Raw genomic sequence first — 21487 nt, 5'->3', positions numbered from 1 at the left:
ATGGAAGTGAGACAGATTTCAGAGGATACTTACGAAATCATCTGTGGGACGACTCACTATAGAGAGGTAAATAAAAAAGTTAAAGAGCTGGTTAAAAACGGAGCTAAAAAGGTAGTTCTTAAAGAAGTTTGCGGTCAGAGGTACATTGGAACCGGAATAAAGGAAAACGTGAAGATTGATATCTACGGAACGGCAGGAAACGACCTTGGAATCTTCCTCTACGGTCCTGAAATAGAGGTCTTTGGAAACGCTCAGGATGGCGTTGGAAACACAATGATGGCCGGAAAGATCATTGTTAGAGGACATGCTGGAGACGTCTGTGGATACGGAATGAGAGGTGGAAAGGTTTACATAGAGGGAGACGTTGGATACAGGGTTGGCATTCACATGAAGGGATATAAGCACTTAATTCCAACATTTATCGTTGGCGGTAAAGCTGGAAACTTCTTCGGCGAGTACATGGCAGGTGGAAGGTTAATACTTCTTGGACTTAACAGAAAGCCTGAGGAAGACATCGTTGGAGACTACTGTGCAACTGGAATGCACGGTGGCGTGATGTATGTAAGAGGAGAAGTTCCCCAAAGGTACTTGGGTAAGGAAGTTAAGGTTTTTGAAGTAGATGAAGAGGATATGAAGATTTTAAGGGAAGAGCTCAAAGGCTTTTCAGAAGCTTTCAACATTCCGGTCGAGGAGATTCTCTCAGAACCGTTTACAAAAATCGTTCCAGTTAGTACAAGACCTTACGGAAGGATGTACGCCCACAGATGGGGTATTGCAAGCGGAGTTATTAAGTGATAAGCAATAAGCAAAGTATCGTCATATATTGGCATATTCCACATTCGGGGGCAAGTCTCCGCCTTAGCTATGCGGGGATAAGCCCCGATTTCATTTTTAGGAAAAAAGATGAAAAGGGGAAAAATTAACATAGATGTTTATTTGGATTTTGATAACATTTGGGGAGGATTATTAAGAGAATCAGAAAAACAGTTTGAAGACAAGTCCCACAGATTAACCTCTATTGAACACTTCAAGAATTCCTAAGGAGTCACCAAAGGGTAAAATATGCTTAACAAATAGTGGAGGTTAAACATTGTACAGCTATCCAGATAACAAAGGAAAGTTTGGAATATACGGTGGTAAATACGTTCCTGAAACTTTGATGGCAGCTCTTTCAGAGCTTGAGGAAAACTATTACAAAATCAAGAATGATCCATCGTTCCAGGAAGAGTTCAACAAATTGCTTAGAGAGTACGTTGGACGTCCTACACCATTACAGTACGCAGAAGGATTCTCAAAGTACCTTGGAAATGGAATTAAGGTTTATTTAAAGAGGGAGGACTTAAACCACACTGGAGCTCATAAGATAAATAACGCCCTTGGTCAAGCCCTCCTTGCAAAGCGTATGGGCAAGAAGAGAATCATTGCCGAAACTGGAGCTGGACAGCACGGAGTTGCAACAGCCACCGCCTGTGCATTTTTAGGTTTAGAGTGTGTTGTCTACATGGGAGAAGAGGACGTAAGGAGACAGGCTCTAAACGTTTTTAGAATGGAGCTTCTTGGAGCTAAGGTTGAAGTTGTAAAGAGCGGAAGCAGAACGTTAAAGGATGCTGTAAACGAGGCAACAAGGGACTGGGTAACAAACGTAAGGACAACTCACTACATAATTGGATCAGCAGTTGGTCCTCATCCCTACCCTGAGATGGTAAGAGACTTTCAGTCTGTTATCGGAAGAGAAACTAAGGAACAGATATTAAAGTCTGAAGGCCGACTTCCTGACACAATCGTTGCCTGTGTTGGCGGCGGAAGCAACGCAATAGGAATTTTCTATCCGTTCATTGAAGACGAGGACGTCAGGCTTGTCGGCGTTGAAGCTGGTGGATATGGCATTGACACAGATAAACACGCTGCGACCTTGTGCAAGGGAACAGTAGGAATTCTCCACGGCGCTAAATCCTATCTTCTACAAACTGAAGACGGACAGATAACCCCAACTCACTCTGTTTCTGCAGGTCTTGACTATCCTGGTGTTGGTCCAGAACACTCTCTTCTCAAGGATATAAATAGAGCGGAGTATTATGCGGTAACTGATGATGAAGCCCTTGAAGCGTTTCAAATACTTTCAAGAACTGAGGGAATAATTCCAGCTCTTGAAAGCTCCCATGCCATTGCCTGGGTAATAAAGAATAAAGATAAACTGGAAGGACAGTTAGTTGTTGTTAACCTATCTGGAAGAGGAGACAAGGACGTTAATCAAGTTAGAGAAATCCTTGAGGAGAGAAGAGATCTTCGCCTATGGTAGATGAGATAACAGGATTACTCTCAAGAAAAGCTTTTTTTAAAAAGTTACAGGAAATACCTGAAGAGGAAGATAAAATAATTCTTTTTTTGGACATAGATAACTTTAGAGTAATCAATCTTTCTTACGGTTATGCTGTAGGAGATTTAATACTCAAAAACACAGGTCTTTACATAAAGAAAGGACTTTCAAAGTACTTTTCCAAATTCTTTATTGCAAGAACTGGTTCCAATACCTTTGGAGTTGTAATTCTTGATGAAGTTCCTCTTGTAAGAATCGAAGAAGCTTTCCATAAATATCTCAAGAAAATAAGCTTTAAAAAAGGAAATGAAGTAATTTCTATTACTTTAAGTGGAGGCGTAAGTAGCGGTAAACAGAACGTTGAAGATCTTATTGCAAAAGCTGAGGCTGCCCTTTTCTCAGCAAAAGAAAGTGGAAAGAGTACTCTTATTGTAAATCAGAGCTCTAAGTTTGCAGATGTAATGAAGATCCAAGAGTTCAGAAGAAAGCTAATTCAGGCTATTGAAGAAGGAGGAGTTACACCCTTCTTCCAGCCTATCGTTTCTCTTAGAACAGGTAAAATTTTTGCTTATGAAGTTCTTGCAAGGATTTTTTACAGAGACGAAGTTCTGAGAGGAGACTACGTCTTTGCGGTTGCAGATAGCTTTTCTCTAACACCCGAGATAGATAAACAGGTATTCCTGAAAGCAATAGAGTTTGCAAGCGATGACTATAAACTCTTTTTTAACCTTTCTATGAAATATTTTGTAAAAGAGCTTAATTTTATCTTCCAAACGATGAAAAAACGTCCTCACCATTGTAAAAACATAGTTCTTGAAATAACAGAATCCCAAAGGATTTTCAACGAAGGAATAGCAAAAAGTTTTTTCCAGATGTTTAAAGAGTTTAATATTGGCATAGCTGTGGATGACTTTGGAGCAGGCTATTCAAATTTCATGTATCTAAAGAAGTTCCCTGCAGATGTTCTAAAGATAGATGGAGGTTTTATAAAGAATGCAAAGAACAACATTAAAGACCTGACGATTGTAAAATCGATTGTCGATGTAGGAAGAGCTTTCAGACTTAGAACATTAGCAGAGTTTATAGAGGATGAAGAGACTTACAGGATTATGAAAGACATTGGCGTTTCACTTGGACAGGGTTGGTTTATTGGAAAGCCAGCACCTGAGCCTCAAAAAGTAAAAATTAAATTAAGTTAAAAAGGGGTGCCTAATGGCACCCCTTTAGTTATTCTTTATCTTCACCTTCCTCTTTCTCACCTTCAGTGCCTTCTGCTGTCTTTATTTCAGCTTGCTTTGGAGGAATTTCTTTCTCTACTTCAAAGGTGAATTCGCCTTTTTCTTTATCGTAGTCAATCTTAACAGTATCTCCATCCTTCACTGTGCCTTCAAGAATCTTTACAGATAGTGGTGTTTCAATATCTCTCTGGATTGTTCTTCTGAGAGGTCTTGCACCAAACTCTGGAACGTAACCTCTCTTGGCAAGTGCAGATTTTGCTTCCTCTGTAAGAACAATCTTAATTCCTCTTTCTTCCAGTCTCTTGTTGAGTTTAGCAATGAGAAGATCTACAATCCTCTTAATCTCCTCTTCGGAGAGAGGATGGAAGATGATTATCTCATCAATCCTGTTGAGGAATTCAGGTCTGAACCTCTTCTTGAGCTCATCCATTATCTGTTCTTTGATCTTGTCGTAGTTCTTCTCAAACTCTTCCTTACTGAGTTGCATCAGGTGCTCAGAACCAACGTTAGAAGTCATGATTATCACAGTGTTGCTGAAATCAACAGTTCTACCTTTTGCATCTGTAAGTCTTCCGTCATCGAGGATCTGAAGGAGGATGTTAAACACGTCTGGGTGGGCTTTCTCAATCTCGTCAAGGAGGATTACACTGTAAGGCTTACGTCTAACAGCTTCTGTAAGTTGTCCACCCTCTTCATAGCCAACGTATCCTGGAGGTGCACCAATAAGTTTGGAGACTGCATGCTTCTCCATGTATTCAGACATATCAAGTCTGATGATCGCAGTCTCGTCGCCAAAGAGATATTCAGCAAGGGTTTTTGCAAGCTCAGTCTTACCAACACCAGTTGGCCCGAGGAAGAGGAATGAACCAAGTGGCCTGTTTGGTGGCTGGAGTCCAGCCCTTGCACGCCTGATGGCTTCGGAAATTGCCTTGATAGCCCTTTCCTGACCGATAACCCTCTTGTGGAGTTCTTCTTCCATTCTAAGAAGTTTCTGAATCTCCTCTTCCTGAAGTTTAGATGCTGGAATTCCAGTCATTTCGGAGATTACTTCAGCAATGTCTTCAGCTGTTACAACAGGAACGCTTTCACCCTCTTCTTTCATCTTCTCCTGCTTCTCTTCAAGTTCCTTGATTTTAGCTTCAATATCCTTAATCTCTTTCTTCAGTTTTGCAGCTTTATCAAACTCTTCATTCTTAACAGCTTCATCAAGCTCAGCTCTCAGCTGGTGAAGTTTCTCTTTGAGCTCAGCAAGTTCAGGAGACATGTAGGTAGCTTCTATCTTCTTCCTTGCACACGCTTCATCAAGAACATCTATAGCCTTATCAGGTAAGTATCTACCTTGAATGTACTTTTTAGAAAGTTTAACTGCTGCTTCAATCGCATCGTCTGTAATCTTAACTTTGTGGTGCTCTTCAAGTTTTGGTCTCAATCCTTTAAGCATCTTAATAGCACTTTCTATGCTTGGCTCATCAACCCATACAGGTGCAAATCTCCTTTCAAGGGCAGGATCTTTCTCGATGTACTTCCTGAACTCATCAACAGTTGTAGCACCGATAACTCTGAATTCACCCCTTGCAAGAGCTGGTTTCATTATGTTTGCAGCATCCATTGAACCTTCTGCCGCACCTGCTCCAACAACAGTGTGGAGCTCATCAATGAAGAGGATAATGTTCCCTTCCTCTTTAACTGCATCAAGAACCTGTTTGAGTCTTTCCTCAAATTCACCACGGTACTTTGTACCTGCAACAAGGGCTGCCATATCAAGAGCAACAATCCTCTTATCCTTCAGCTCATCTGGAACTTCACCATTTGCAATCCTCTGAGCAACACCTTCAACAATTGCAGTTTTACCAACACCTGCTGGACCGACAAGAACGGGATTGTTCTTTGTTCTCCTTGAAAGAATCTGAATAACCCTCTTGATTTCGTTTTCTCTGTCAATAACTGGATCGAGCTTACCTTCCTCTGCAAGACCTGTAAGGTCTATTCCAAACTTCCTTAAAATTTCAGGAATCTGCTTTCCACCTCTTTTAGCTTTCGCACCAATTTCTCTTGAAACTTTTGCTTTACCTTCTCTGTACTTCTTAACAGCATTCCACGCTTCTTCTTTCTCAAGTCCAAACTTGAGAAGAATCCTATAAGCCATGCTCTCAGGAACTTCATAAAATGCTAAGAAAAGATGTTCAAGATCAACACTCCTTGCTTTCATCTGACGGGCAATATCAATTGCCGCATCAAAGACCTTCTTCATTGTTGGAGTAATGTAGATCTCCTCATAACCGGTATAGCTTGATGGAAGTCCAAGCCTTCCTACCCTATCAACCTGTTCTCTGATAAACTTCTTAGCTCTTATAGGGTCATAACCTGCAAGTGTGAAGATATCAAGAACTGGAGAACCTGGCAGTTCTACCATTGCAAGTAAAAGGTGCTCTGCATCTACATATCTCTCACCAAGTTGCCTTGCAATTTCTTGAGAAAGGAGTATTGCATCCTTTGCTCTTCCACTTAAGATATCCCAGATGTTCATCTCTTCCCTCCTATCTTGTTTGATTTATCTTTCAAGAATGCTGAGGAGCTTTTCAGCATCAAGCTCCTCAAACTTCATCTCTTTTAAAAGAGAGATAAGTAATTCCCTTGCAGTATCGTCAAGCTGCTCCGCAAGTGTAGTAAAGAGTCGCTCAAGATCATCTTCAAGCTTGAGTATAAGATGAGTTCCCGCAACGTTAACACCTCTTTCTCTGGTCAGAGAAACTATCCTTTTAACCCTGATCAGATCTCTCTCTGAATAAAGCCTGGTTCTCCCCTCCGTTCTTGAAGGCTTTATAAGTCCTTCATTTTCGTAAAACCTAAGAGTTTGCGGATGAACTCCCGCAATCTTTGCAACGATACTGATCATGTAAACTGGCGTATCCTTGTCAATCACCGCCCATCCTCCTTATCCTTAAATCTTAATTTAGTTATACTCAATAACTCTGTCAACTATATTAAAAAGTTTTTTTAAGGTAATTTAAAAAATATTGCATTCGGACTGAAAGTGCCAGATTTCTCAAGCATTAAAACAGTAAGGAAATTTTAAAAGAGAGAACAATCTTGAAAAGGAGAGGAAGAAAAGCAAAAGAGACCGCAGAAGAAATACTAAGCCTTTAGAAGATTAATAAGGTAACTTGTTAATGTCCACATTCTCTTTGATCCACTCTATGTAGGCTGGAATCCCCTCTTCTATCTGTGTTTTTGGATACCAGTTTAAAACTTCTTTTGTTTCTGTAAGATCGGCTTCTGTGTAGTTCTGATAGAACTCGTAAGGATTGTCAAAGTATTCAACTTCAACATCTACGCCGAGAGTCTTTCTGATTATGTCAACAACTTCATTAAAGCTTCTGGCTCTCCCAGTCCCGACATTTACAATTCCACTTTTATCTGTTTCAAATCCTTTTATGTTTGCCTCTACACAGTCCATAACGTAAACAAAATCTCTCTTCTGTTCTCCCCACTTAAAAAGTCTTGGTCTTTTTCCTTTCAGTATCTGAACTGTCAACTGTAGAACCATACTTGCCATCTTTCCCTTGTATGTTTCCCTTGGACCATAAACATTAAAATACCTGAGACCAACAACACCTATAGACGGGTTTTCTTTCATAAACCTGTAGGCAACCATGTCCATGGCATACTTTGAGAAACCGTAAATGTTTTCGGGCAAAAGCTCCTGATTAACTCTCATTGGAGCAGGTCCATTTCCGTAGACTGCAGCAGATGAAGCATAAACTACCTTTGCTTTACTCTCTCTCGCCACGTTTAGAATATCTTTAAACGCCTCACAGTTAACTTCCATCATTCTTTTTTGATCCATATCTGTCGTATCAACATTTGCAGCCTGATGGAAGATAACGTCAAAGTTGTATTTCCTGAGTTTTTCTATTGTCTCTGACTCTGTGATTGAACTTGTGATGATTTCACCCTCAAATCCAACCAAGTTCTTGAAATGACCAGAAGAAAAATCATCAAGAACAAATATCTCTGCACTCTTGTATCTTTTCTGGAGCTCCAGAGCCAGATTAGAACCTATAAAACCTGCTCCTCCAGTAACAAGTGCTCTCATTCTCCAAGCTCTCCTTTCAAGTGAGTTTCGTAACCCTGCTTTTTAAAGAAATCTGCAAGAGCTCGAGCATACTTCTTTGCAAGTCCCCACTTGTGAAAAGTTGCGTATGTAGAGGACTCAACAAGCTCGTCACCCTCAAAAATAACTACTGAAACACCCCAGTCAAACTTCTTTAGATCTTTGTCTTTATAGATCCTCTGAACAAAAACATCACAGATCTTGGACGGCTCTCCCAGGATTTCCGAAAGCTCCTCAGGAGATTTTCCCAGTGCATCTGCCATCAGCTCTTTGAAAAAATCCTCAGCCACTTCATCCCCCAGATTACTTTTCAACAATGCTCTCTTTTACCTTCATACCAAAGTGTCTTCCAGGTTCTTCTGTATAGACAAGTACTTCATCTCCCTCTTTGAGATCCACAACTGAAATCGGCGTTCCATCGGGTGCTGTTAACCTAATCGTTTCAGCATTCTGCAAGATCCCAGCTACCTTTTTTCCATCTTTTGTTTCTGCCTCTATTAGAAGCATCGGTCTTCTCTCAACCTTAGCTCTACCAACATAGGCGATCCTGCCTTCCCCCTTGTAGTTATAAATCATTATCTCGTCACCACTTTCAATCTCTGAAAGGTATTTGGTTCTACCGTTTGGAAGTCTAACGTACATGTGAACAGCACCGGCATTAACCCTAAAAGGTCTCGCAGCAACGTATGGGTTTGATTCAGTTTCTGCGTGAACAAGGAACATTCCAGCCGATGAATTGCCTACAAGAGCTCCCTCTCCCCTTGTCATGTTTGAACAGGTGTCTATACAGACTCTATCACACATTCCCAGAGACTTCACTCTCTTTATCTTCGCAACCTCTAACTTCACATTCTCACCTGCAAGGTTTATTGCCTCTCCGGCAGCCTTGATCTCGTTTACATCTTCAGTATCAAGAACAACACCTTTTACACCCTTTTCTAAGATCGTAATTGCGGTCTTTGCCTCTTCAGCATTCCTTACCCAGGCATAAACGTTATCACCCTGAGCAAGAAGGTTTTCAAGAGGAATAATGGTCCAGTCTGTTGTTTTAACGATAACGTTTTTTCCCTGCCTTAGAAACTCTGCTGCCCTTTCTTCATCCTCTTTACCTTTTATCTCAACAATAACGAACTCTTCACCTAACCTATAATCCCCATCAGGAGCTATAGTCTTAACCTTTGCTAACTGCTTTACTTTCTTACTCTCTGGTTTATCCAGAAGAAGGGCAAAAATTCCTGATTCCAGAGCAGCTGTAACAACTTTTTTATTGTTAGCATCCTTTACATGAACAATAAGCTCCTTAGCCATACTTCCTCCAATTAGTAATTTCTCGGACCAAAAATAGCAGTTCCAATTCTAACAATTGTTGCCCCCTCCTCCACAGCCACTTCAAAATCGTGGGACATTCCCATTGAGAGATGAGGAAGATTTATCCCAAGAGCATCTTCAAGATTATCCCTTATTTCTCTCAATTTCCTAAAGTAAGGTCTTACAAGTTCCAGATCTTCAAAGTAAGGTGGAACAGTCATTAACCCTTCAAGTTTCAAGTGTTCAAGGCTTAACACATACCTTGCCAGCTCAAGAGCTTCTTCTGGAGAGCAGCCATGTTTTGTCTCTTCAGGAGAAAGCTTAACCTCTATAAAAACTCTCATCTTCTTTCCTAACTTAGAGAGCCTCTTTTCCAGTTCATCTGCAAGCTCTTTGGAGTCAAGAGACTCAACAACATCAAAGAGGTTTACAGCATACTTAACCTTGTTCCTCTGGAGATGTCCAATCATGTGCCATTCAATCGAAAGATCAGAGAGGAGAGGAATCTTATCCCTTGCTTCCTGAACTCTGTTCTCACCAAAAAGCTTGATTCCCGCTTCAAAAACTTCTCTGATCTCTTCTGAAGTCCTTGTCTTTGAAGCTGCAAGGATAGAAACTTCCCTGGGATCTCTACCTACTCTCTCACAGGCTCTTTCTATTCGTTCTTTAATCTTTTGAACGTTCTCTCTAACCCCCATTTTCAAGCCTCTCGTAAACTTCATCTGCAAAGAACCAGAGGTCGTCGCTGAACTCTGACTCAGAATTATTAATGAAATCATCAAGTGTAGATAGCTTATTCTCTTTGTAGTACTGGTAGCTTGAAGCTATAAACCCCTCTTTTAAAAAATCACTTTCTCCATCGAATCTATAAACTTCAATCTCAACAAACTTGTTTACCCCTGAATCAAAACAGAGCTTAGAAACTGTTTTCCAGAAGTTAAAATTTGACTTTTTCAAGATAAGCCTTGTTTTTCTTCCTCTTACCGGTTCTCCGTCCCTGTAGAAAAACTGGTATTTAAACTTTATCTTCAATCCCACACCATCAGAAGTTTTCAAAACCTCAAATGAGGAAACATCAACAGGTAAAAGTTTCACGTAATATCCAATCCTTTCAGAAATTGGAGACGAATACTTAGCTCCATTAAAGATGTCTATCAGGTGATTTATTTCTTCTTCTAAAGAGGCAATGTCTAAATCTCCTACCTCTGACTCTTCAAACTCCGATCCACTCCAGAGATAACTCCTGTATAAGACTCTACCATTTTCATCAATAAGAACAGCCTCTCCAGGTAAAACTTTTAGAGTTTTCCCATCTTCAGAGTAGAGTTTAAGGGGTCTGTTTAGAGAAGCAATCTTAAAAATCACATCCTCAACATGAACATTCTCTCCTTTCACCGCAACAGGTGTCCCCTTATACCAGCCGAAAACCTTATCTCCCTCTTCCTTTCCTAAGAGAATGGCGCTGTTTTCCTCTAAAGAGATAAAGCCTTTATCTGTCTCTGCTTTACATGGAGAAGTTACAACAGCAATTCTTAGCTCAGCCTGTCCTGTTGTTGTGTAGTCAGGAAGTGAATAATCAGTATAGTCAAGATTTATCCAACCCTTGCTGATCTTTCCCCACAGAGAGTACTTATTGAAAAGCGTCTCCGTCTCACCACCGTTTATGGTTCTAACAATTTCACCATCCGGAAAATTCCTAACAGAAACCGCATCAATCAGAACCTTTAACTCCTGAGAGAAGGAGGTAAAGGGAATCATAATAAAGATAAGAACGAAAAATAAACGGCTCATTCACTCTCCCTTTTCACAAACATTATTGCTTCAGCTTCTGCAATCTTCTTCCTATCAGAAACTCTAACCATTTGGGCCTTTGTTATCTTTATTCTCTTTCTATCCTCTTTGATTTCAGCCGTCACCTCTACTTCCTCACCAACAAAAAGAGGATTGTGAAATCTAACTGTTATCTTACCGGTAAGAAATCGTTCCTCATAATTCTGAAGATATGCCATGGCTTCATCAAGAATCAGGGAAATAATTCCACCGTGAATTACATTGTCGTAGCCCTGATAGTACTTTTCGAGAGAAAAACAGGCTCGGACTCTACCGTTCTCCCTGTGAAATTTGAGGTGCATACCCTTAGGATTTTCTTGACCACAAACAAAACAGAAATTATCTCTTCTGAGCTCTTTTCCTTTCATAGTAATTGAAATTATACAGTTATAAAATTTAAACAGGTATCAGAAAAAAACGTAAGACGGGGAGAGAATGAAAAACAAGGAACTTGCAGACATCTTTGACAAGTGGGCAAACATCCTGGAATTCATGGGAGACAATCCATACCACATTAGAGCCTACAGAAATGCAGCAAGATTAATTAGAGATCTCTCTGAAGACATAGAAGTATTAGCTCGTGAAGGAAAACTCTTAAAGCTTCCAGGAATTGGACAGAGACTCCAAGCAAAAATATTGGAATTCCTTAGAACAGGAAAGATAGAGGAGTTTGAAAAGCTCAAAGCGAGTGTTCCGGATACAATCTTTACTCTTTTAGATATTCCTGGTGTTGGACCAAAGACAGTCAAACTACTTTATGACCAGTTAGGAATAAGAAGCCTCGAAGACCTTAAAAGAGCAATTGAGAGAGGAGACCTTTTAAAACTTCCTGGATTTGGTCCCAAGAAAGTAGAGAAGATAAGAAAAGGGATTGAACTATTCGAAAAAGCAAGTGGAAGGATCCTTCTTGGCATTGCAGTATTTATTGCAGACGGGATCATAAATCAGCTCAAAGAACACTCTGCCGTTGAAAGGATTTCAGTCGCTGGTTCAACAAGAAGAATGAAAGAGACAGTGGGAGATATAGATATCCTGGCAACTGGAAAAAACCTTGAGATCATAGAAGCCTTTGTAAACCTTCCAAATGTAAAAGAGGTTCTCTGGAAGGGAACCAAAAAAGCAACTGTGATTGTTGAGGAGGGAGAACAGGTTGATTTGAGGGTTATAGAACCCGACTCTTACGGTTCTGCCCTTCAGTACTTTACAGGCTCAAAAGCCCACAACATACATCTCAGAACTATCTGTATCAAGCAGGGATACAAACTCAACGAGTATGGACTTTTCAAAGGAGATGTAAAGATTGCTGGAAGAACAGAGGAAGAGATATATGAAGCCCTTGGAATGAATACACCTCCCCCTGAAATGAGAGAAGATACTGGAGAGATTGAAACGGCTCTTGAGCACAGATTACCAGATCTCATTGATTACGGGAACATAAAAGGAGATCTCCACATCCACTCAAACTGGTCGGACGGAGCTTCAACTATTGAAGAGATAGCACTGAAAGCGATAGAGCTGGGATACAAGTACATAGCCATAACCGATCACTCAAAATCTCTGAGAGTTGCAAGTGGACTCTCAGAAGAAGATCTTCTAAAAAGAAATGAAGAAATAGACAGACTTAATAAAAAGTTCCAGGGAAAAATAAAGATTCTAAAGGGTACAGAAGTTGACATCCTTCCGGATGGAAGCCTTGATTATAACGACGAAATCCTTTCTCAGCTTGACTTTGTCGTTGCAGCAATCCACTCCCGATTTACACAGGACAACACCAAAAGAATTCTCAAAGCCATGGAAAATCCATACGTTAACGCCATAGCTCATCCTACAGGTAGAGTGATAGGACAGAGAGAAAGCTATCCTGTTGACATAGAAGCTGTAATCAAAAAGGCAGCTGAGACCGGAACAGCCCTTGAGGTTAATGCTTATTACAATCGACTTGATTTGAAAGATGTTCACTGCCGACTTGCAGTAAAGTACGGTGCAAAGCTTGTAATAAGCACCGATTCTCATCATGTTGATCACATGTGGATGATTAAGCTTGGTGTCGGAACAGCACGGAGAGGATGGGTTGAGAAAAAAGATGTCATAAATGCAAAAGGGTTGAGAGAGCTCCAGAAGTTTGTCAAAGAAAAGAGAAAGAAATTTGGAGTCAAGTAGTGTTAAATGCAAACAGAAATTGAATTTAAAGGTCTTTAACTTCTTCAGGAAAGTACCCAATCTTAAAAAACAGAACAATCGCCTTGACATCTCTTCTTCTCTGCTTATATTATCCCTCGTCGCAAGTGGGCCGCTAGCTCAGTTGGTAGAGCAACGGACTTTTAATCCGTAGGTCCCAGGTTCGAGTCCTGGGCGGCTCACCACTTAAAGCGTCCCCATCGTCTAGCCAGGCCTAGGACACCGGCCTTTCACGCCGGCGACGGGGGTTCGAATCCCCCTGGGGACGCCATTGCCATTTATGGGGCCGTAGCTCAGCTGGGAGAGCGTCAGGCTGGCAGTCTGAAGGTCGTGGGTTCAAGTCCCACCGGCTCCACCACAATAAAGATGGGCCTGTAGCTCAGTTGGTTAGAGCATCCGGCTCATAACCGGACGGTCGGAGGTTCGAGTCCTCCCAGGCCCACCACTTCTGAAACGAGGTTACTATGCCAATTTCCCTCCTTCAAAAGCTCATCTCAATTCCTTCCGTTTATGGAAACGAAAAAGAGATTGCCGATTACGTTGAATCTTTCATAAAAGAAAAGAATCCTGAGCTTTCAATAATCAGGGAAAACAATACTATAGTTGCCCACACCTCGCTTGATCCCGAGAAGAAAACTATCGCTCTGGTCGGTCATCTTGATACCGTTCCAGGAGAAAATGACTACACAGGACAGATAATCGATGGAAAACTATACGGTCTTGGCGCCAGCGACATGAAAGCTGGTGATGCTGTTATACTTAAGCTAATTGAAGATTTAACACTTGAAAAATCAAAGTTCAACCTCTTTTTCATCTTTTACGAAAAGGAAGAAGGAGCTTACATTGATAATGGTTTAAGACAGATATTTGACAAATATCTTGATCTCTTAAAGAAAATAGACTTTGCCTTTGTCCTTGAACCTACCGACAATGTCGTTCAGGTTGGATGCCTTGGGGTAATCCACGCCTGGTTCAAATTTAAAGGTAAGAGAGCTCACTCTGCAAGACCCTGGGAAGGGGATAATGCTATTCACAAAAGTTGGAAGCTTTTAAAGTTTCTCAATGAACTTGAACCTGTTGAGTACAAAGTTGGAAAGCTTTCCTACTTTGAGGTTCTCAATGCAACAATGACAGAGTTTAAAGGGGGAAGAAACATAATTCCAGAAGAATTTAAGGTTAATCTTAACTACAGATTTTCTCCAACAAAAACATTAGAAGAAGCCAAAGAGGATCTGCTTAAAATAAAAGAACAGGTTGAAGCAGATGAAATTGAATTTACCGATCTCTCTCCTGCTGCAAGACCCTGCATCGATAATCCAGTTTTAGTTGAGTTTCTTAGGAAGTTCCATCTCCCTGTTGAACCAAAGCAAGCATGGACAGATGTAGCTCAGCTTTCCTACCACGGGATCGATGCTGTCAACTTTGGTCCTGGCCAACCTTATCAGGCTCATCAGAGAAATGAATATGTTGAGATAGAAAAAGTTAAGGAATGTTATGAGATGTTGTATGCATTTCTGAAAGAGTAAAGTTGTCTTTGCTCAGGTGTGAAAAAGTCTTAGACGGAAGAACTATGACAAGCAAATATATATTCCTAAAAAAGTTAACAAAGAAGTGGAGGATTTAAATGTGCTTGATGTACGTTATAAAAGACAAAACACCTACAAAAAAAACTAACAATCTTTAGGAGAACTGTAAGCCGTATCCTTTGAGGTTCAAACTAAATCAATCTCTCAAGGTCGCTTAGCGTGAAGGTGCTGTGTTTTCTAAATTCCTCTCTCTCATAGGGAAAATCGCTTCTATAGTGTCCCCCTCGGCTTTCTTCTCTTCTCATCGCACTTATTGCAATTGCAAGACCCAAAACAGCACTGTTCCTGACTTGCCAGTCGGAGTTTGAATTGGCAATCTCAGAAAGTTTATCAATTGCTTTCGTAAGGGATTCTGCACTTCTTACAATTCCAACATTTTCCCACATTACCCTCTTAACTTCATCTAAAGTATAGCTTTTGTTAATAAAGCTTACTTTTTTTAGCAGTTCTACACCTACAGGAGAAAAATCCTGTTTTAGATATCTCAAATCCCTGTACATTCCATAAGCTGTTCTTTCTCCAAAGACTATGCACTCAAGAAGTGAGTTGCTGGCAAGTCTATTTGCTCCGTGAACTCCAGTACAAGAAGCTTCACCGACAGCAAATAGACCTTCTATAGAGCTCCTTCCGAAGCTGTCAACCGCTATCCCACCAATGTAGTAATGGGCAACAGGAGTAATTGGAATCAAATCTTTTTTTGGATTCAGCCCCCTTTCTAAGAGTTTTGACGTAATAGTTGGAAATCGCTTGAATATGTCTATTCCCTTTTCCTCAATTGGTCTGAAGTCGAGATAAACATTCCCACCACATATCTTCTTCTGACTCTCTATCGCCCGTGTAACAACATCTCTGGGAGCAAGTTCCCATAAGTGATGGTAATCTCCCATAAATCTTCTGCCTTGTTCATCAACAATGATTGCTCCCTCTCCCCTTACAGCCTCAGATATAAGGAAACATTCAGAGTCATCGCAAAATGCTGTTGGATGAAACTGGACAAACTCTAAATCCTGAAGTTTTGCCCCATACCTGAGAGCAATTGCTATTCCATCACCTGTAGAGGTTGGAGGATTTGTGTTTTTCAGGTAAATCCCAGCTGCTCCTCCAGTAGCAATAGCCGTAACGGGAGCATAGAGGGCTTTGAGCTCTCCATTTTTTTCGTAGATAACACCATAGCACCTGTTGTCCTTAACTATGAGCTCTTTTACCTTTGCAAACTCAACAATATCTCCTCTATAGCTATCCAAAAGCGCTCTTTCAACTTCTTCTCCGGTTTTATCTCTGTAATAAACAATCCTTGCAACCGAGTGTGCAGCTTCCTTTGTAAACCGTAGGAGACCTCTTTCATCAGTTTCAAAGTTTGCTCCCATTCTTATAAGATCTATGACCCTCTTAACACCTTCCTCTGTAAGAATTCTTGCCATTTTTGTCTTTACAAGTCCAGCTCCAGCTTTCAGTGTGTCATTAAAATGAAGATCAGGACTATCCTCTTTTGGAAGTGCTACGGCAATTCCTCCCTGGGCAAGTTTTGTTGATCCAACATCTGCTGCATCTTTTGTCAGAACACAAACCTTTAATCCGATTGAAGAAAGTTTAGTGGCACAGAAAAGTCCAGCAGCTCCACTTCCAACAACAATGGCATCGCACTCCTTATAGAGAAGCTTGCTTGTATCTATAGAAAGAAAACTCCTCACAATCCCTCCTAATACCTGACTATAAATGAACCCTTCAACCCAAGATTTCTCAATTTAACCTTGAACTTTTTGGCTTTACTGTAACTGTAAACAGGACCTGCAAGAACTCGGTAGTATCCTTCAAGTTTTACAACTTTTGTTTCGATTCTATACTTCCTATAAATTTTATTTTTAAACCTGTAAGCATTGAGTTTGTTTTTAAAAGCTCCAATCTGGACATAGAATTTTCCTTTTTCAACATCTACAGGTTCATATTTGTGATCAATTTTCTTACCCAGCGCAATCAATTTTACCTTTGCAGTTCCTTTTCTCAACATCCCTATTTTCTTGGCAGCTGCATAAGAAAGATCAATTATTCTTCCTTCAACAAAAGGTCCTCTGTCATTGACTTTAACAATAACACTCTTTCCATTTTCAAGATTTATTACCTTTACGTAAGTTCCAAGTGGTAGCGTTTTGTGAGCTGCTGTCAATTTGTACATGTTGTAAATTTCGCCGCTGGCCGTTCGTTTGCCGTGAAACCCAGGACCGTACCAGGAGGCAATGCCGTACTCAACATAACCATTGTAAGTTTTCCTTACACAATAAGTCTTACCATTAACTTTGTAAGTGTATTTACATCCAGACGGTTTCGGTGGTGGATTCCATGAAACTTCCTTTCGTGTTCCACAGCTTAGCAGGAAAATAGCAACCGATACTAACAGCCATAATCTTTTCATAGCTAAATTTCCTGGTAAATGTATAGCAGCAATTTTACATTATTGATTAAGTTTGTCGTAAAATTTAACAAACAAGCTTTAAGGAGGGAAACAGTATGGAAAAGTTTACATGTGATGAACTTAAAGAGGCTTTAAAGGGTATTGTTGAAGTTGGAGAAGATAGAGTAAAAGTTTTGGATGAGAAAAAAGTAAGAGAAGAGCTTATAGACAAGCTTATCTACACAGCAGTTTTTGGAGATGAAAAGGAAAAAGCATGTACAAGATGGCTTATAAGAGCAATTGCTCTTGAGATGGATATTGTTCCATCTTCGATTCACGACCTTTACGTACAAGGAATGGCAAGGGAAGAAATTGACCAATGGTTTACAGTTCCTGCAATGAATATCAGAGGAATGACCTACGACGTTATGAGGCAGATTTTCAAGATTGCAGTTGAGAAGGAAATGGGTGCTTTTATTCTCGAAATTGCAAAGTCCGAGATTGGCTACACAGATCAGAGACCTGCTGAATATACAGCTTGTGCTCTTGCTGCTGCTATAAAGGAAGGATACAAAGGACCTGTTTTCATACAGGGAGACCACTTCCAGTTTAACGCTAAGAAATATGCTGAGGATCCAGAGAAAGAGCTCGAAAACATTAAAGTTCTTACAAAAGAAGCAATAGAAGCTGACTTCTACAACATCGATATCGACCCATCAACACTTGTTGACTATAGTAAACCAACACTCTCAGAGCAGCAGTATCATAACTATCTAAACACTGCAAAGATGACCGCTTTCATCAGAGAGATTGAACCCGAAGGAATTACAGTTTCCGTTGGTGGTGAAATCGGGCACATTGGTGGTAAGAACTCAACACCAGAAGAGTTTGAAGCCTTTATGGAAGGATATCTTGAGACTCTAAAACAGTACGGAGAAAACATTCCACACATCAGCAAGATAAGTGTTCAAACAGGAACTGAACACGGTGGTGTCCCACTTCCGGATGGAAGAATAGCTGAAGTTAAGCTTGACTTTTCTGTTCTTGAGAAAATCGGAGAGGTTGCAAGAGAGAAGTACTCAATGGCAGGTTCTGTTCAACATGGTGCTTCAACGCTTCCAGATGAGCTATTCCACAAATTCCCTGAAGTGAAAACAGCCGAAATCCATCTTGCAACAGGATTCCAGAATATCATTTACGATCACCTTCCAGAAGATTTTAAACAAGAAATCTACAATTGGCTCAAGACTGAGCTTAAAAACGAGTGGAAAGAAGGCTGGACAGAGGAGCAGTTTATCTACAAGACAAGAAAGAAAGCCTTCGGACCATTCAAGAAGAAATTCTGGGATCTGCCACAGGATGTAAAAGAGAAGATAATGGCTGAACTCGAAAAGAAGTTTAGATTCCTCTTTGAACAGTTAAACGCCTATGGAACTAAAAGATACGTCGATAAGTACATCAAGCCTGTTAAGGTCTACAAGAAGAGACCTTACTAACTTTCTGCCCCCTGGAGGGGGCTTTTAATCTTTGCTTCCACATACATAAACTACTCCCTCATCTCCAACTCTTGCCCAGTGTCTTGTTCCAGCAGGAACATCCATTCTGTCTCCAGCTTTAAGAGTTACAACTCCATTCTCTGTTCCCATGGTTATTTCTCCTTCGAGAACCCATCTGACTTCGTTGAAAGGATGGGTATGCCAATCGTAGTAGGTGTTTGGAGTATCTTGCCAGACGTACAGGTTTGTGTAGCCTTCTTCTGTTAGAATCCTAAAAACTTCATTTTTGTTTGTTATTCTTGTTTTCTTAACCATTTTATCCCCCCAGAGGATTATAATTTAAAATCTAAACTTAATCGGGAGGTTAAAGGCGTTAAATGACTAAAGGAATTGTAACAGAAAGGGCAGGACAGAAGATTACAGTTTTCGTTCCTAAAGAGGAAAAGAGTTACAGAGGAATTCCCCTTGGGAAGGTAAAGAAGAAAGATAAAGTCTATGCTGGAGACAGGGTAATAGGAAGGATTGTTGATAGTGAAAGCTTTGCCATAGAAGAAATTGAGGAAAGGAAAAACTTACTTATAAGACCGCCGATTGCAAACGTTGATAAGGTTGTTGTTGTCTCAACTATTCAAAACCCGCCTTTTCAGAGCTATTTGATGGATAACCTGCTCGTTGTATACGACCACCTCGGGCTTGATACAGTTGTTGTTTTTAACAAAGTTGACATTCTCGATGAAGAAGGAAAAGAGGAGCTCGAAAAGTGGTCTAAAATCTACACAGATGCTGGGTACAAAGTTTTAAAAGCAAGTGCAGAAACTGAGGAAGGTGTAGAGGAATTAAAAAGAGAGCTTTCAGGAGTGATTTCTATTTTTGCAGGACCGTCTGGGGTTGGTAAGAGCTCTCTAATTTCGAAATTAACAGGAGAAGAGCTGAGAATTGGTGAGGTAAGCAGGAAGACAGAGAGAGGGAAACATACAACAAGAGAGGTAAGATTGATTCCGTTTGAAGGTGGATTCATTGGAGATGCTCCAGGATTTTCAAGGGTTGAAGCACTTAACTTCATGGAGAAAGAAGAGGTTAGGTTTCACTTTCCTGAGTTCCTAAGATACCAATGTAAATACTCAGACTGTCTTCATTTGAACGAAGAGGGCTGTGAGGTTAGGAAAGCACTGAAGAGAGGTGAAATTTCCTGTGAGAGATACAAGAATTATTTAAAGATGATCAGAGAGTTCGTTCCCTGGTTGAAGGAGGTCTGTGATTAATGGCTGTGACTACTGCAACGTTTTTAGAGAAAAAGAAAAAAAGAGAAAAGATAACAATCCTAACTGCTTACGATTATCTAACAGCGAAGATAGTCGACAGTGCTGGAGTTGATGCAATCTTAGTGGGAGATTCCCTTGGAATGGTCGTTCTGGGATATCCTTCCACTATCCCTGTAACAATGGAGGAAATGATTCACCACACAAAGGCTGTTGTCAGAGGCAGAAAAAATGCAATGGTTATATTTGATATGCCGTTTCTCTCCTATCAAACAGGAATAAGGGATGCTATTTTGAATGCTGGAAGAGCTTTGAAAGAGACAGGATGTGATGCTGTTAAGATTGAGGGAGGAGTTGAGCAAAAGGAAACTATCAGAGCTCTTGTAGATGCTGGAATTCCTGTTATGGGACACATAGGACTTCAACCTCAGAGCGTAAAGACTCTTGGTGGTTACAGGCTGAGAGGAAAGGGAGAGGAAAGAGAAAAGCTAATAGAGGATGCAAAAGCTGTTGAAGAAGCCGGAGCTTTTGCAGTCGTTCTGGAGAAAATTCCATCTGATCTTGCAAAAGAGATTACAGAGCTCCTCTCAATTCCAACCATCGGGATTGGAGCAGGAAAATACTGTGATGGTCAGGTTCTTGTCTTCCACGATATGGTTGGTCTTTTTGAAGAGTTCAAGCCAAAGTTTGTAAAGCGTTACGCAGAGCTCGGAAAACTTGCAAGAGAAGCTGTTAAACAGTACATTGAGGAAGTTAAGTCTGAAAAGTTCCCTGACGAGGAGCATTCTTATTGATGATTCTTGAAGTCAAAGAAGTTTTCAAATCTTTTCCCGTAAAGAAGAACTTTTTCGGAAAAGTTGAAAAAGTTATAAGAGCCCTCAATGGAGTTTCTCTCTCTATCTCTAAGAGGGAAACTGTCGGCGTAATCGGTGAGAGCGGCTGCGGTAAATCGACTCTTGGGAAGGTAATTCTTGACCTTGAAAAGCCAGACAGAGGAAAGGTTTTCTACAGAGGAAAGGATATCTCCAATTTAGGAAAGAAAGAGTACAGAATTTACAGGAAAAATGTTCAGGCAGTATTTCAAAACCCTCAAAACTCTCTCAACCCGAGGATGAGAATCTGGGAGATAGTTACTGAGGGATTGAAAATTAACTATAGACTCCCACAAAAAGAGCTAAAAGAGAAGGCTGAGGAACTCCTTTCAACAGTTGGATTGCCTTCTTCCTACCTTGATAGATATCCCCACCAGCTCTCAGGTGGACAGAAACAGAGGGTAGCTATAGCAAGAGCAATAGCACTTGAACCTGAACTTATAGTTGCGGATGAACCTACCTCAGCCCTTGATGTTTCAGTTCAGGCTCAGATAGTAAATCTTCTAATGGACGTTCAGGAAAGCTTAGGTATTTCTTACCTTTTCATATCCCATTCTCTTCCTGTTATTGAAGCGATAAGTGACAGAGTGATTGTTATGTACAGGGGATACATCGTTGAAGAGGGAACTTCAAAAGAAATTTTCTCCGATACCAGACACCCTTACACAAAAGTTCTTATCTCCTCTGTGCCGATTCCAGACCCTGAAAGGAAGAGAAAAGTGATAAAGCTGAAAGATTTTGATTCGGAAGAAGTATCAAAAGGATGTCCTTTCTATTCAAGGTGTCCTGAAAGGAAAGAGGAATGTCTCTTTTATGATATGAAACCTTTCAAGATTTCAAAGACTCATAGAGTTTCTTGTATTCTTTACAGTTAGATGCAGGATTCTGTTCAAAAGATGT

The 21487-nt window shown here is 40.5% G+C and carries 21 protein-coding genes and 4 tRNA genes; 14 read left to right on the top strand and 11 right to left on the bottom strand.

Translation table 11 applies throughout. The features are described 5' to 3' along the window. From ACYQ3A_RS07865 to ACYQ3A_RS07850, 4 genes are all read left to right on the top strand, one after another. Complete coding sequence (locus ACYQ3A_RS07865) at window positions 1-795, top strand: GltB/FmdC/FwdC-like GXGXG domain-containing protein (protein WP_459896673.1); 795 nt, start codon at window positions 1-3, stop codon at window positions 793-795. A gap of 108 nt (window positions 796-903) precedes the next feature. Next, the gene (locus ACYQ3A_RS07860) at window positions 904-1041 is read left to right on the top strand and encodes a hypothetical protein (protein ID WP_459896672.1); all 138 of its coding nucleotides are present in this window, start codon (window positions 904-906) and stop codon (window positions 1039-1041) included. A gap of 49 nt (window positions 1042-1090) precedes the next feature. After that, window positions 1091-2299, top strand: coding sequence for a tryptophan synthase subunit beta (gene trpB / locus ACYQ3A_RS07855; RefSeq protein WP_459896671.1), 1209 nt, complete (start codon window positions 1091-1093; stop codon window positions 2297-2299). Continuing rightward, window positions 2293-3516 carry an EAL domain-containing protein gene (locus ACYQ3A_RS07850; RefSeq protein ID WP_459896670.1) on the top strand — a complete coding sequence of 408 codons (1224 nt, stop codon included), beginning with the start codon at window positions 2293-2295 and terminating at the stop codon, window positions 3514-3516. Before trpB ends, ACYQ3A_RS07850 begins: the two co-directional genes overlap by 7 nt. Window positions 3517-3544: 28 nt before the next feature. On the opposite strand, the gene ACYQ3A_RS07845 is transcribed toward ACYQ3A_RS07850, so the two are convergent. From ACYQ3A_RS07845 to ACYQ3A_RS07810, 8 genes are all read right to left on the bottom strand, one after another. Next, a complete protein-coding gene (locus ACYQ3A_RS07845; RefSeq protein WP_459896668.1) occupies window positions 3545-6082 on the bottom strand; it encodes an ATP-dependent Clp protease ATP-binding subunit in 2538 nt (845 codons plus the stop codon). A 24-nt stretch (window positions 6083-6106) separates the two neighbouring features. Beyond that, window positions 6107-6478, bottom strand: coding sequence for a MerR family transcriptional regulator (locus ACYQ3A_RS07840; protein WP_459896667.1), 372 nt, complete (start codon window positions 6476-6478; stop codon window positions 6107-6109). 228 nt (window positions 6479-6706) lie between these two features. Beyond that, window positions 6707-7651 carry an ADP-glyceromanno-heptose 6-epimerase gene (gene rfaD, locus ACYQ3A_RS07835; RefSeq protein WP_459896666.1) on the bottom strand — a complete coding sequence of 315 codons (945 nt, stop codon included), beginning with the start codon at window positions 7649-7651 and terminating at the stop codon, window positions 6707-6709. Then, the gene (locus ACYQ3A_RS07830) at window positions 7648-7959 is read right to left on the bottom strand and encodes a hypothetical protein (protein ID WP_459896664.1); all 312 of its coding nucleotides are present in this window, start codon (window positions 7957-7959) and stop codon (window positions 7648-7650) included. Before ACYQ3A_RS07830 ends, rfaD begins: the two co-directional genes overlap by 4 nt. Before the next feature lie 13 nt (window positions 7960-7972). Then, window positions 7973-8977: a 3-dehydroquinate synthase II gene (locus ACYQ3A_RS07825; protein ID WP_459896663.1), complete on the bottom strand. Its 1005-nt coding sequence runs from the start codon at window positions 8975-8977 to the stop codon at window positions 7973-7975. An 11-nt stretch (window positions 8978-8988) separates the two neighbouring features. Continuing rightward, the gene (locus ACYQ3A_RS07820; RefSeq protein WP_459896662.1) at window positions 8989-9675 is read right to left on the bottom strand and encodes a YggS family pyridoxal phosphate-dependent enzyme; all 687 of its coding nucleotides are present in this window, start codon (window positions 9673-9675) and stop codon (window positions 8989-8991) included. Next, the gene (locus tag ACYQ3A_RS07815; RefSeq protein WP_459896661.1) at window positions 9665-10768 is read right to left on the bottom strand and encodes a hypothetical protein; all 1104 of its coding nucleotides are present in this window, start codon (window positions 10766-10768) and stop codon (window positions 9665-9667) included. Before ACYQ3A_RS07815 ends, ACYQ3A_RS07820 begins: the two co-directional genes overlap by 11 nt. Continuing rightward, a complete protein-coding gene (locus ACYQ3A_RS07810) occupies window positions 10765-11175 on the bottom strand; it encodes a PaaI family thioesterase (protein WP_459896660.1) in 411 nt (136 codons plus the stop codon). The genes ACYQ3A_RS07815 and ACYQ3A_RS07810 overlap by 4 nt, the downstream gene beginning before the upstream one ends. A 67-nt stretch (window positions 11176-11242) precedes the next feature. Here ACYQ3A_RS07810 and polX point away from each other — a divergent pair, with 67 nt between their 5' ends. From polX to dapE, 6 genes are all read left to right on the top strand, one after another. Further along, window positions 11243-12967, top strand: a complete 1725-nt coding sequence (polX, locus tag ACYQ3A_RS07805) for a DNA polymerase/3'-5' exonuclease PolX (protein ID WP_459896659.1) — start codon at window positions 11243-11245, stop codon at window positions 12965-12967. 127 nt (window positions 12968-13094) lie between these two features. Beyond that, a tRNA-Lys gene (locus ACYQ3A_RS07800) sits at window positions 13095-13170 on the top strand. A gap of 8 nt (window positions 13171-13178) precedes the next feature. Continuing rightward, window positions 13179-13256 (top strand) — tRNA-Glu (locus ACYQ3A_RS07795). An 11-nt stretch (window positions 13257-13267) separates the two neighbouring features. Next, window positions 13268-13343: transfer RNA gene (locus ACYQ3A_RS07790), tRNA-Ala, on the top strand. 10 nt (window positions 13344-13353) lie between these two features. After that, window positions 13354-13430: transfer RNA gene (locus tag ACYQ3A_RS07785), tRNA-Ile, on the top strand. A 19-nt stretch (window positions 13431-13449) separates the two neighbouring features. Further along, window positions 13450-14511 (top strand): succinyl-diaminopimelate desuccinylase, encoded by a 1062-nt coding sequence (dapE, locus tag ACYQ3A_RS07780; RefSeq protein WP_459896658.1) that lies wholly within the window; start codon window positions 13450-13452, stop codon window positions 14509-14511. 191 nt (window positions 14512-14702) lie between these two features. Here dapE and nadB read toward each other — a convergent pair whose 3' ends face one another. Then, the gene (nadB, locus tag ACYQ3A_RS07775) at window positions 14703-16262 is read right to left on the bottom strand and encodes an L-aspartate oxidase (protein WP_459896657.1); all 1560 of its coding nucleotides are present in this window, start codon (window positions 16260-16262) and stop codon (window positions 14703-14705) included. An 8-nt stretch (window positions 16263-16270) separates the two neighbouring features. Next, window positions 16271-16981: a septal ring lytic transglycosylase RlpA family protein gene (locus ACYQ3A_RS07770; protein ID WP_459896656.1), complete on the bottom strand. Its 711-nt coding sequence runs from the start codon at window positions 16979-16981 to the stop codon at window positions 16271-16273. Between the two features lie 95 nt (window positions 16982-17076). Between ACYQ3A_RS07770 and ACYQ3A_RS07765 the strand changes: the two genes are divergently transcribed. Next, a complete protein-coding gene (locus ACYQ3A_RS07765) occupies window positions 17077-18456 on the top strand; it encodes a class II fructose-bisphosphate aldolase (protein ID WP_459896655.1) in 1380 nt (459 codons plus the stop codon). A 24-nt stretch (window positions 18457-18480) separates the two neighbouring features. Here ACYQ3A_RS07765 and ACYQ3A_RS07760 read toward each other — a convergent pair whose 3' ends face one another. Then, window positions 18481-18771: a cupin domain-containing protein gene (locus ACYQ3A_RS07760; protein ID WP_459896654.1), complete on the bottom strand. Its 291-nt coding sequence runs from the start codon at window positions 18769-18771 to the stop codon at window positions 18481-18483. A 62-nt stretch (window positions 18772-18833) separates the two neighbouring features. Between ACYQ3A_RS07760 and rsgA the strand changes: the two genes are divergently transcribed. Genes rsgA through ACYQ3A_RS07745 form a run of 3 tightly spaced genes read left to right on the top strand, consistent with a single transcriptional unit; the run spans window position 18834 to window position 21462 of the window. Further along, complete coding sequence (rsgA, locus tag ACYQ3A_RS07755) at window positions 18834-19718, top strand: ribosome small subunit-dependent GTPase A (RefSeq protein ID WP_459896653.1); 885 nt, start codon at window positions 18834-18836, stop codon at window positions 19716-19718. Next, window positions 19718-20509 (top strand): 3-methyl-2-oxobutanoate hydroxymethyltransferase, encoded by a 792-nt coding sequence (panB, locus tag ACYQ3A_RS07750; RefSeq protein WP_459896652.1) that lies wholly within the window; start codon window positions 19718-19720, stop codon window positions 20507-20509. Before rsgA ends, panB begins: the two co-directional genes overlap by 1 nt. Next, window positions 20509-21462 (top strand): ABC transporter ATP-binding protein, encoded by a 954-nt coding sequence (locus tag ACYQ3A_RS07745; protein ID WP_459897442.1) that lies wholly within the window; start codon window positions 20509-20511, stop codon window positions 21460-21462. Before panB ends, ACYQ3A_RS07745 begins: the two co-directional genes overlap by 1 nt. Window positions 21463-21487: the final 25 nt, after the last annotated feature.

Source organism: Desulfurobacterium crinifex, from assembly GCF_054656775.1.
This window is presented reverse-complemented; position numbering and strand designations above follow the sequence as displayed.

Coding starts and splice junctions, on each gene's coding strand:
- ACYQ3A_RS07860 (WP_459896672.1), top strand. CDS start 904: ATGAAAAGGGGAAAAATTAACATAGATGTTTATTTGGATTTTGATAAC.
- panB (WP_459896652.1), top strand. CDS start 19,718: ATGGCTGTGACTACTGCAACGTTTTTAGAGAAAAAGAAAAAAAGAGAA.
- ACYQ3A_RS07820 (WP_459896662.1), bottom strand. CDS start 9,675: ATGGGGGTTAGAGAGAACGTTCAAAAGATTAAAGAACGAATAGAAAGA.
- dapE (WP_459896658.1), top strand. CDS start 13,450: ATGCCAATTTCCCTCCTTCAAAAGCTCATCTCAATTCCTTCCGTTTAT.
- rsgA (WP_459896653.1), top strand. CDS start 18,834: ATGACTAAAGGAATTGTAACAGAAAGGGCAGGACAGAAGATTACAGTT.
- ACYQ3A_RS07765 (WP_459896655.1), top strand. CDS start 17,077: ATGGAAAAGTTTACATGTGATGAACTTAAAGAGGCTTTAAAGGGTATT.
- ACYQ3A_RS07825 (WP_459896663.1), bottom strand. CDS start 8,977: ATGGCTAAGGAGCTTATTGTTCATGTAAAGGATGCTAACAATAAAAAA.
- ACYQ3A_RS07815 (WP_459896661.1), bottom strand. CDS start 10,768: ATGAGCCGTTTATTTTTCGTTCTTATCTTTATTATGATTCCCTTTACC.
- rfaD (WP_459896666.1), bottom strand. CDS start 7,651: ATGAGAGCACTTGTTACTGGAGGAGCAGGTTTTATAGGTTCTAATCTG.
- polX (WP_459896659.1), top strand. CDS start 11,243: ATGAAAAACAAGGAACTTGCAGACATCTTTGACAAGTGGGCAAACATC.
- ACYQ3A_RS07865 (WP_459896673.1), top strand. CDS start 1: ATGGAAGTGAGACAGATTTCAGAGGATACTTACGAAATCATCTGTGGG.
- ACYQ3A_RS07845 (WP_459896668.1), bottom strand. CDS start 6,082: ATGAACATCTGGGATATCTTAAGTGGAAGAGCAAAGGATGCAATACTC.
- ACYQ3A_RS07850 (WP_459896670.1), top strand. CDS start 2,293: ATGGTAGATGAGATAACAGGATTACTCTCAAGAAAAGCTTTTTTTAAA.
- ACYQ3A_RS07770 (WP_459896656.1), bottom strand. CDS start 16,981: ATGAAAAGATTATGGCTGTTAGTATCGGTTGCTATTTTCCTGCTAAGC.
- ACYQ3A_RS07745 (WP_459897442.1), top strand. CDS start 20,509: ATGATTCTTGAAGTCAAAGAAGTTTTCAAATCTTTTCCCGTAAAGAAG.
- ACYQ3A_RS07810 (WP_459896660.1), bottom strand. CDS start 11,175: ATGAAAGGAAAAGAGCTCAGAAGAGATAATTTCTGTTTTGTTTGTGGT.
- ACYQ3A_RS07760 (WP_459896654.1), bottom strand. CDS start 18,771: ATGGTTAAGAAAACAAGAATAACAAACAAAAATGAAGTTTTTAGGATT.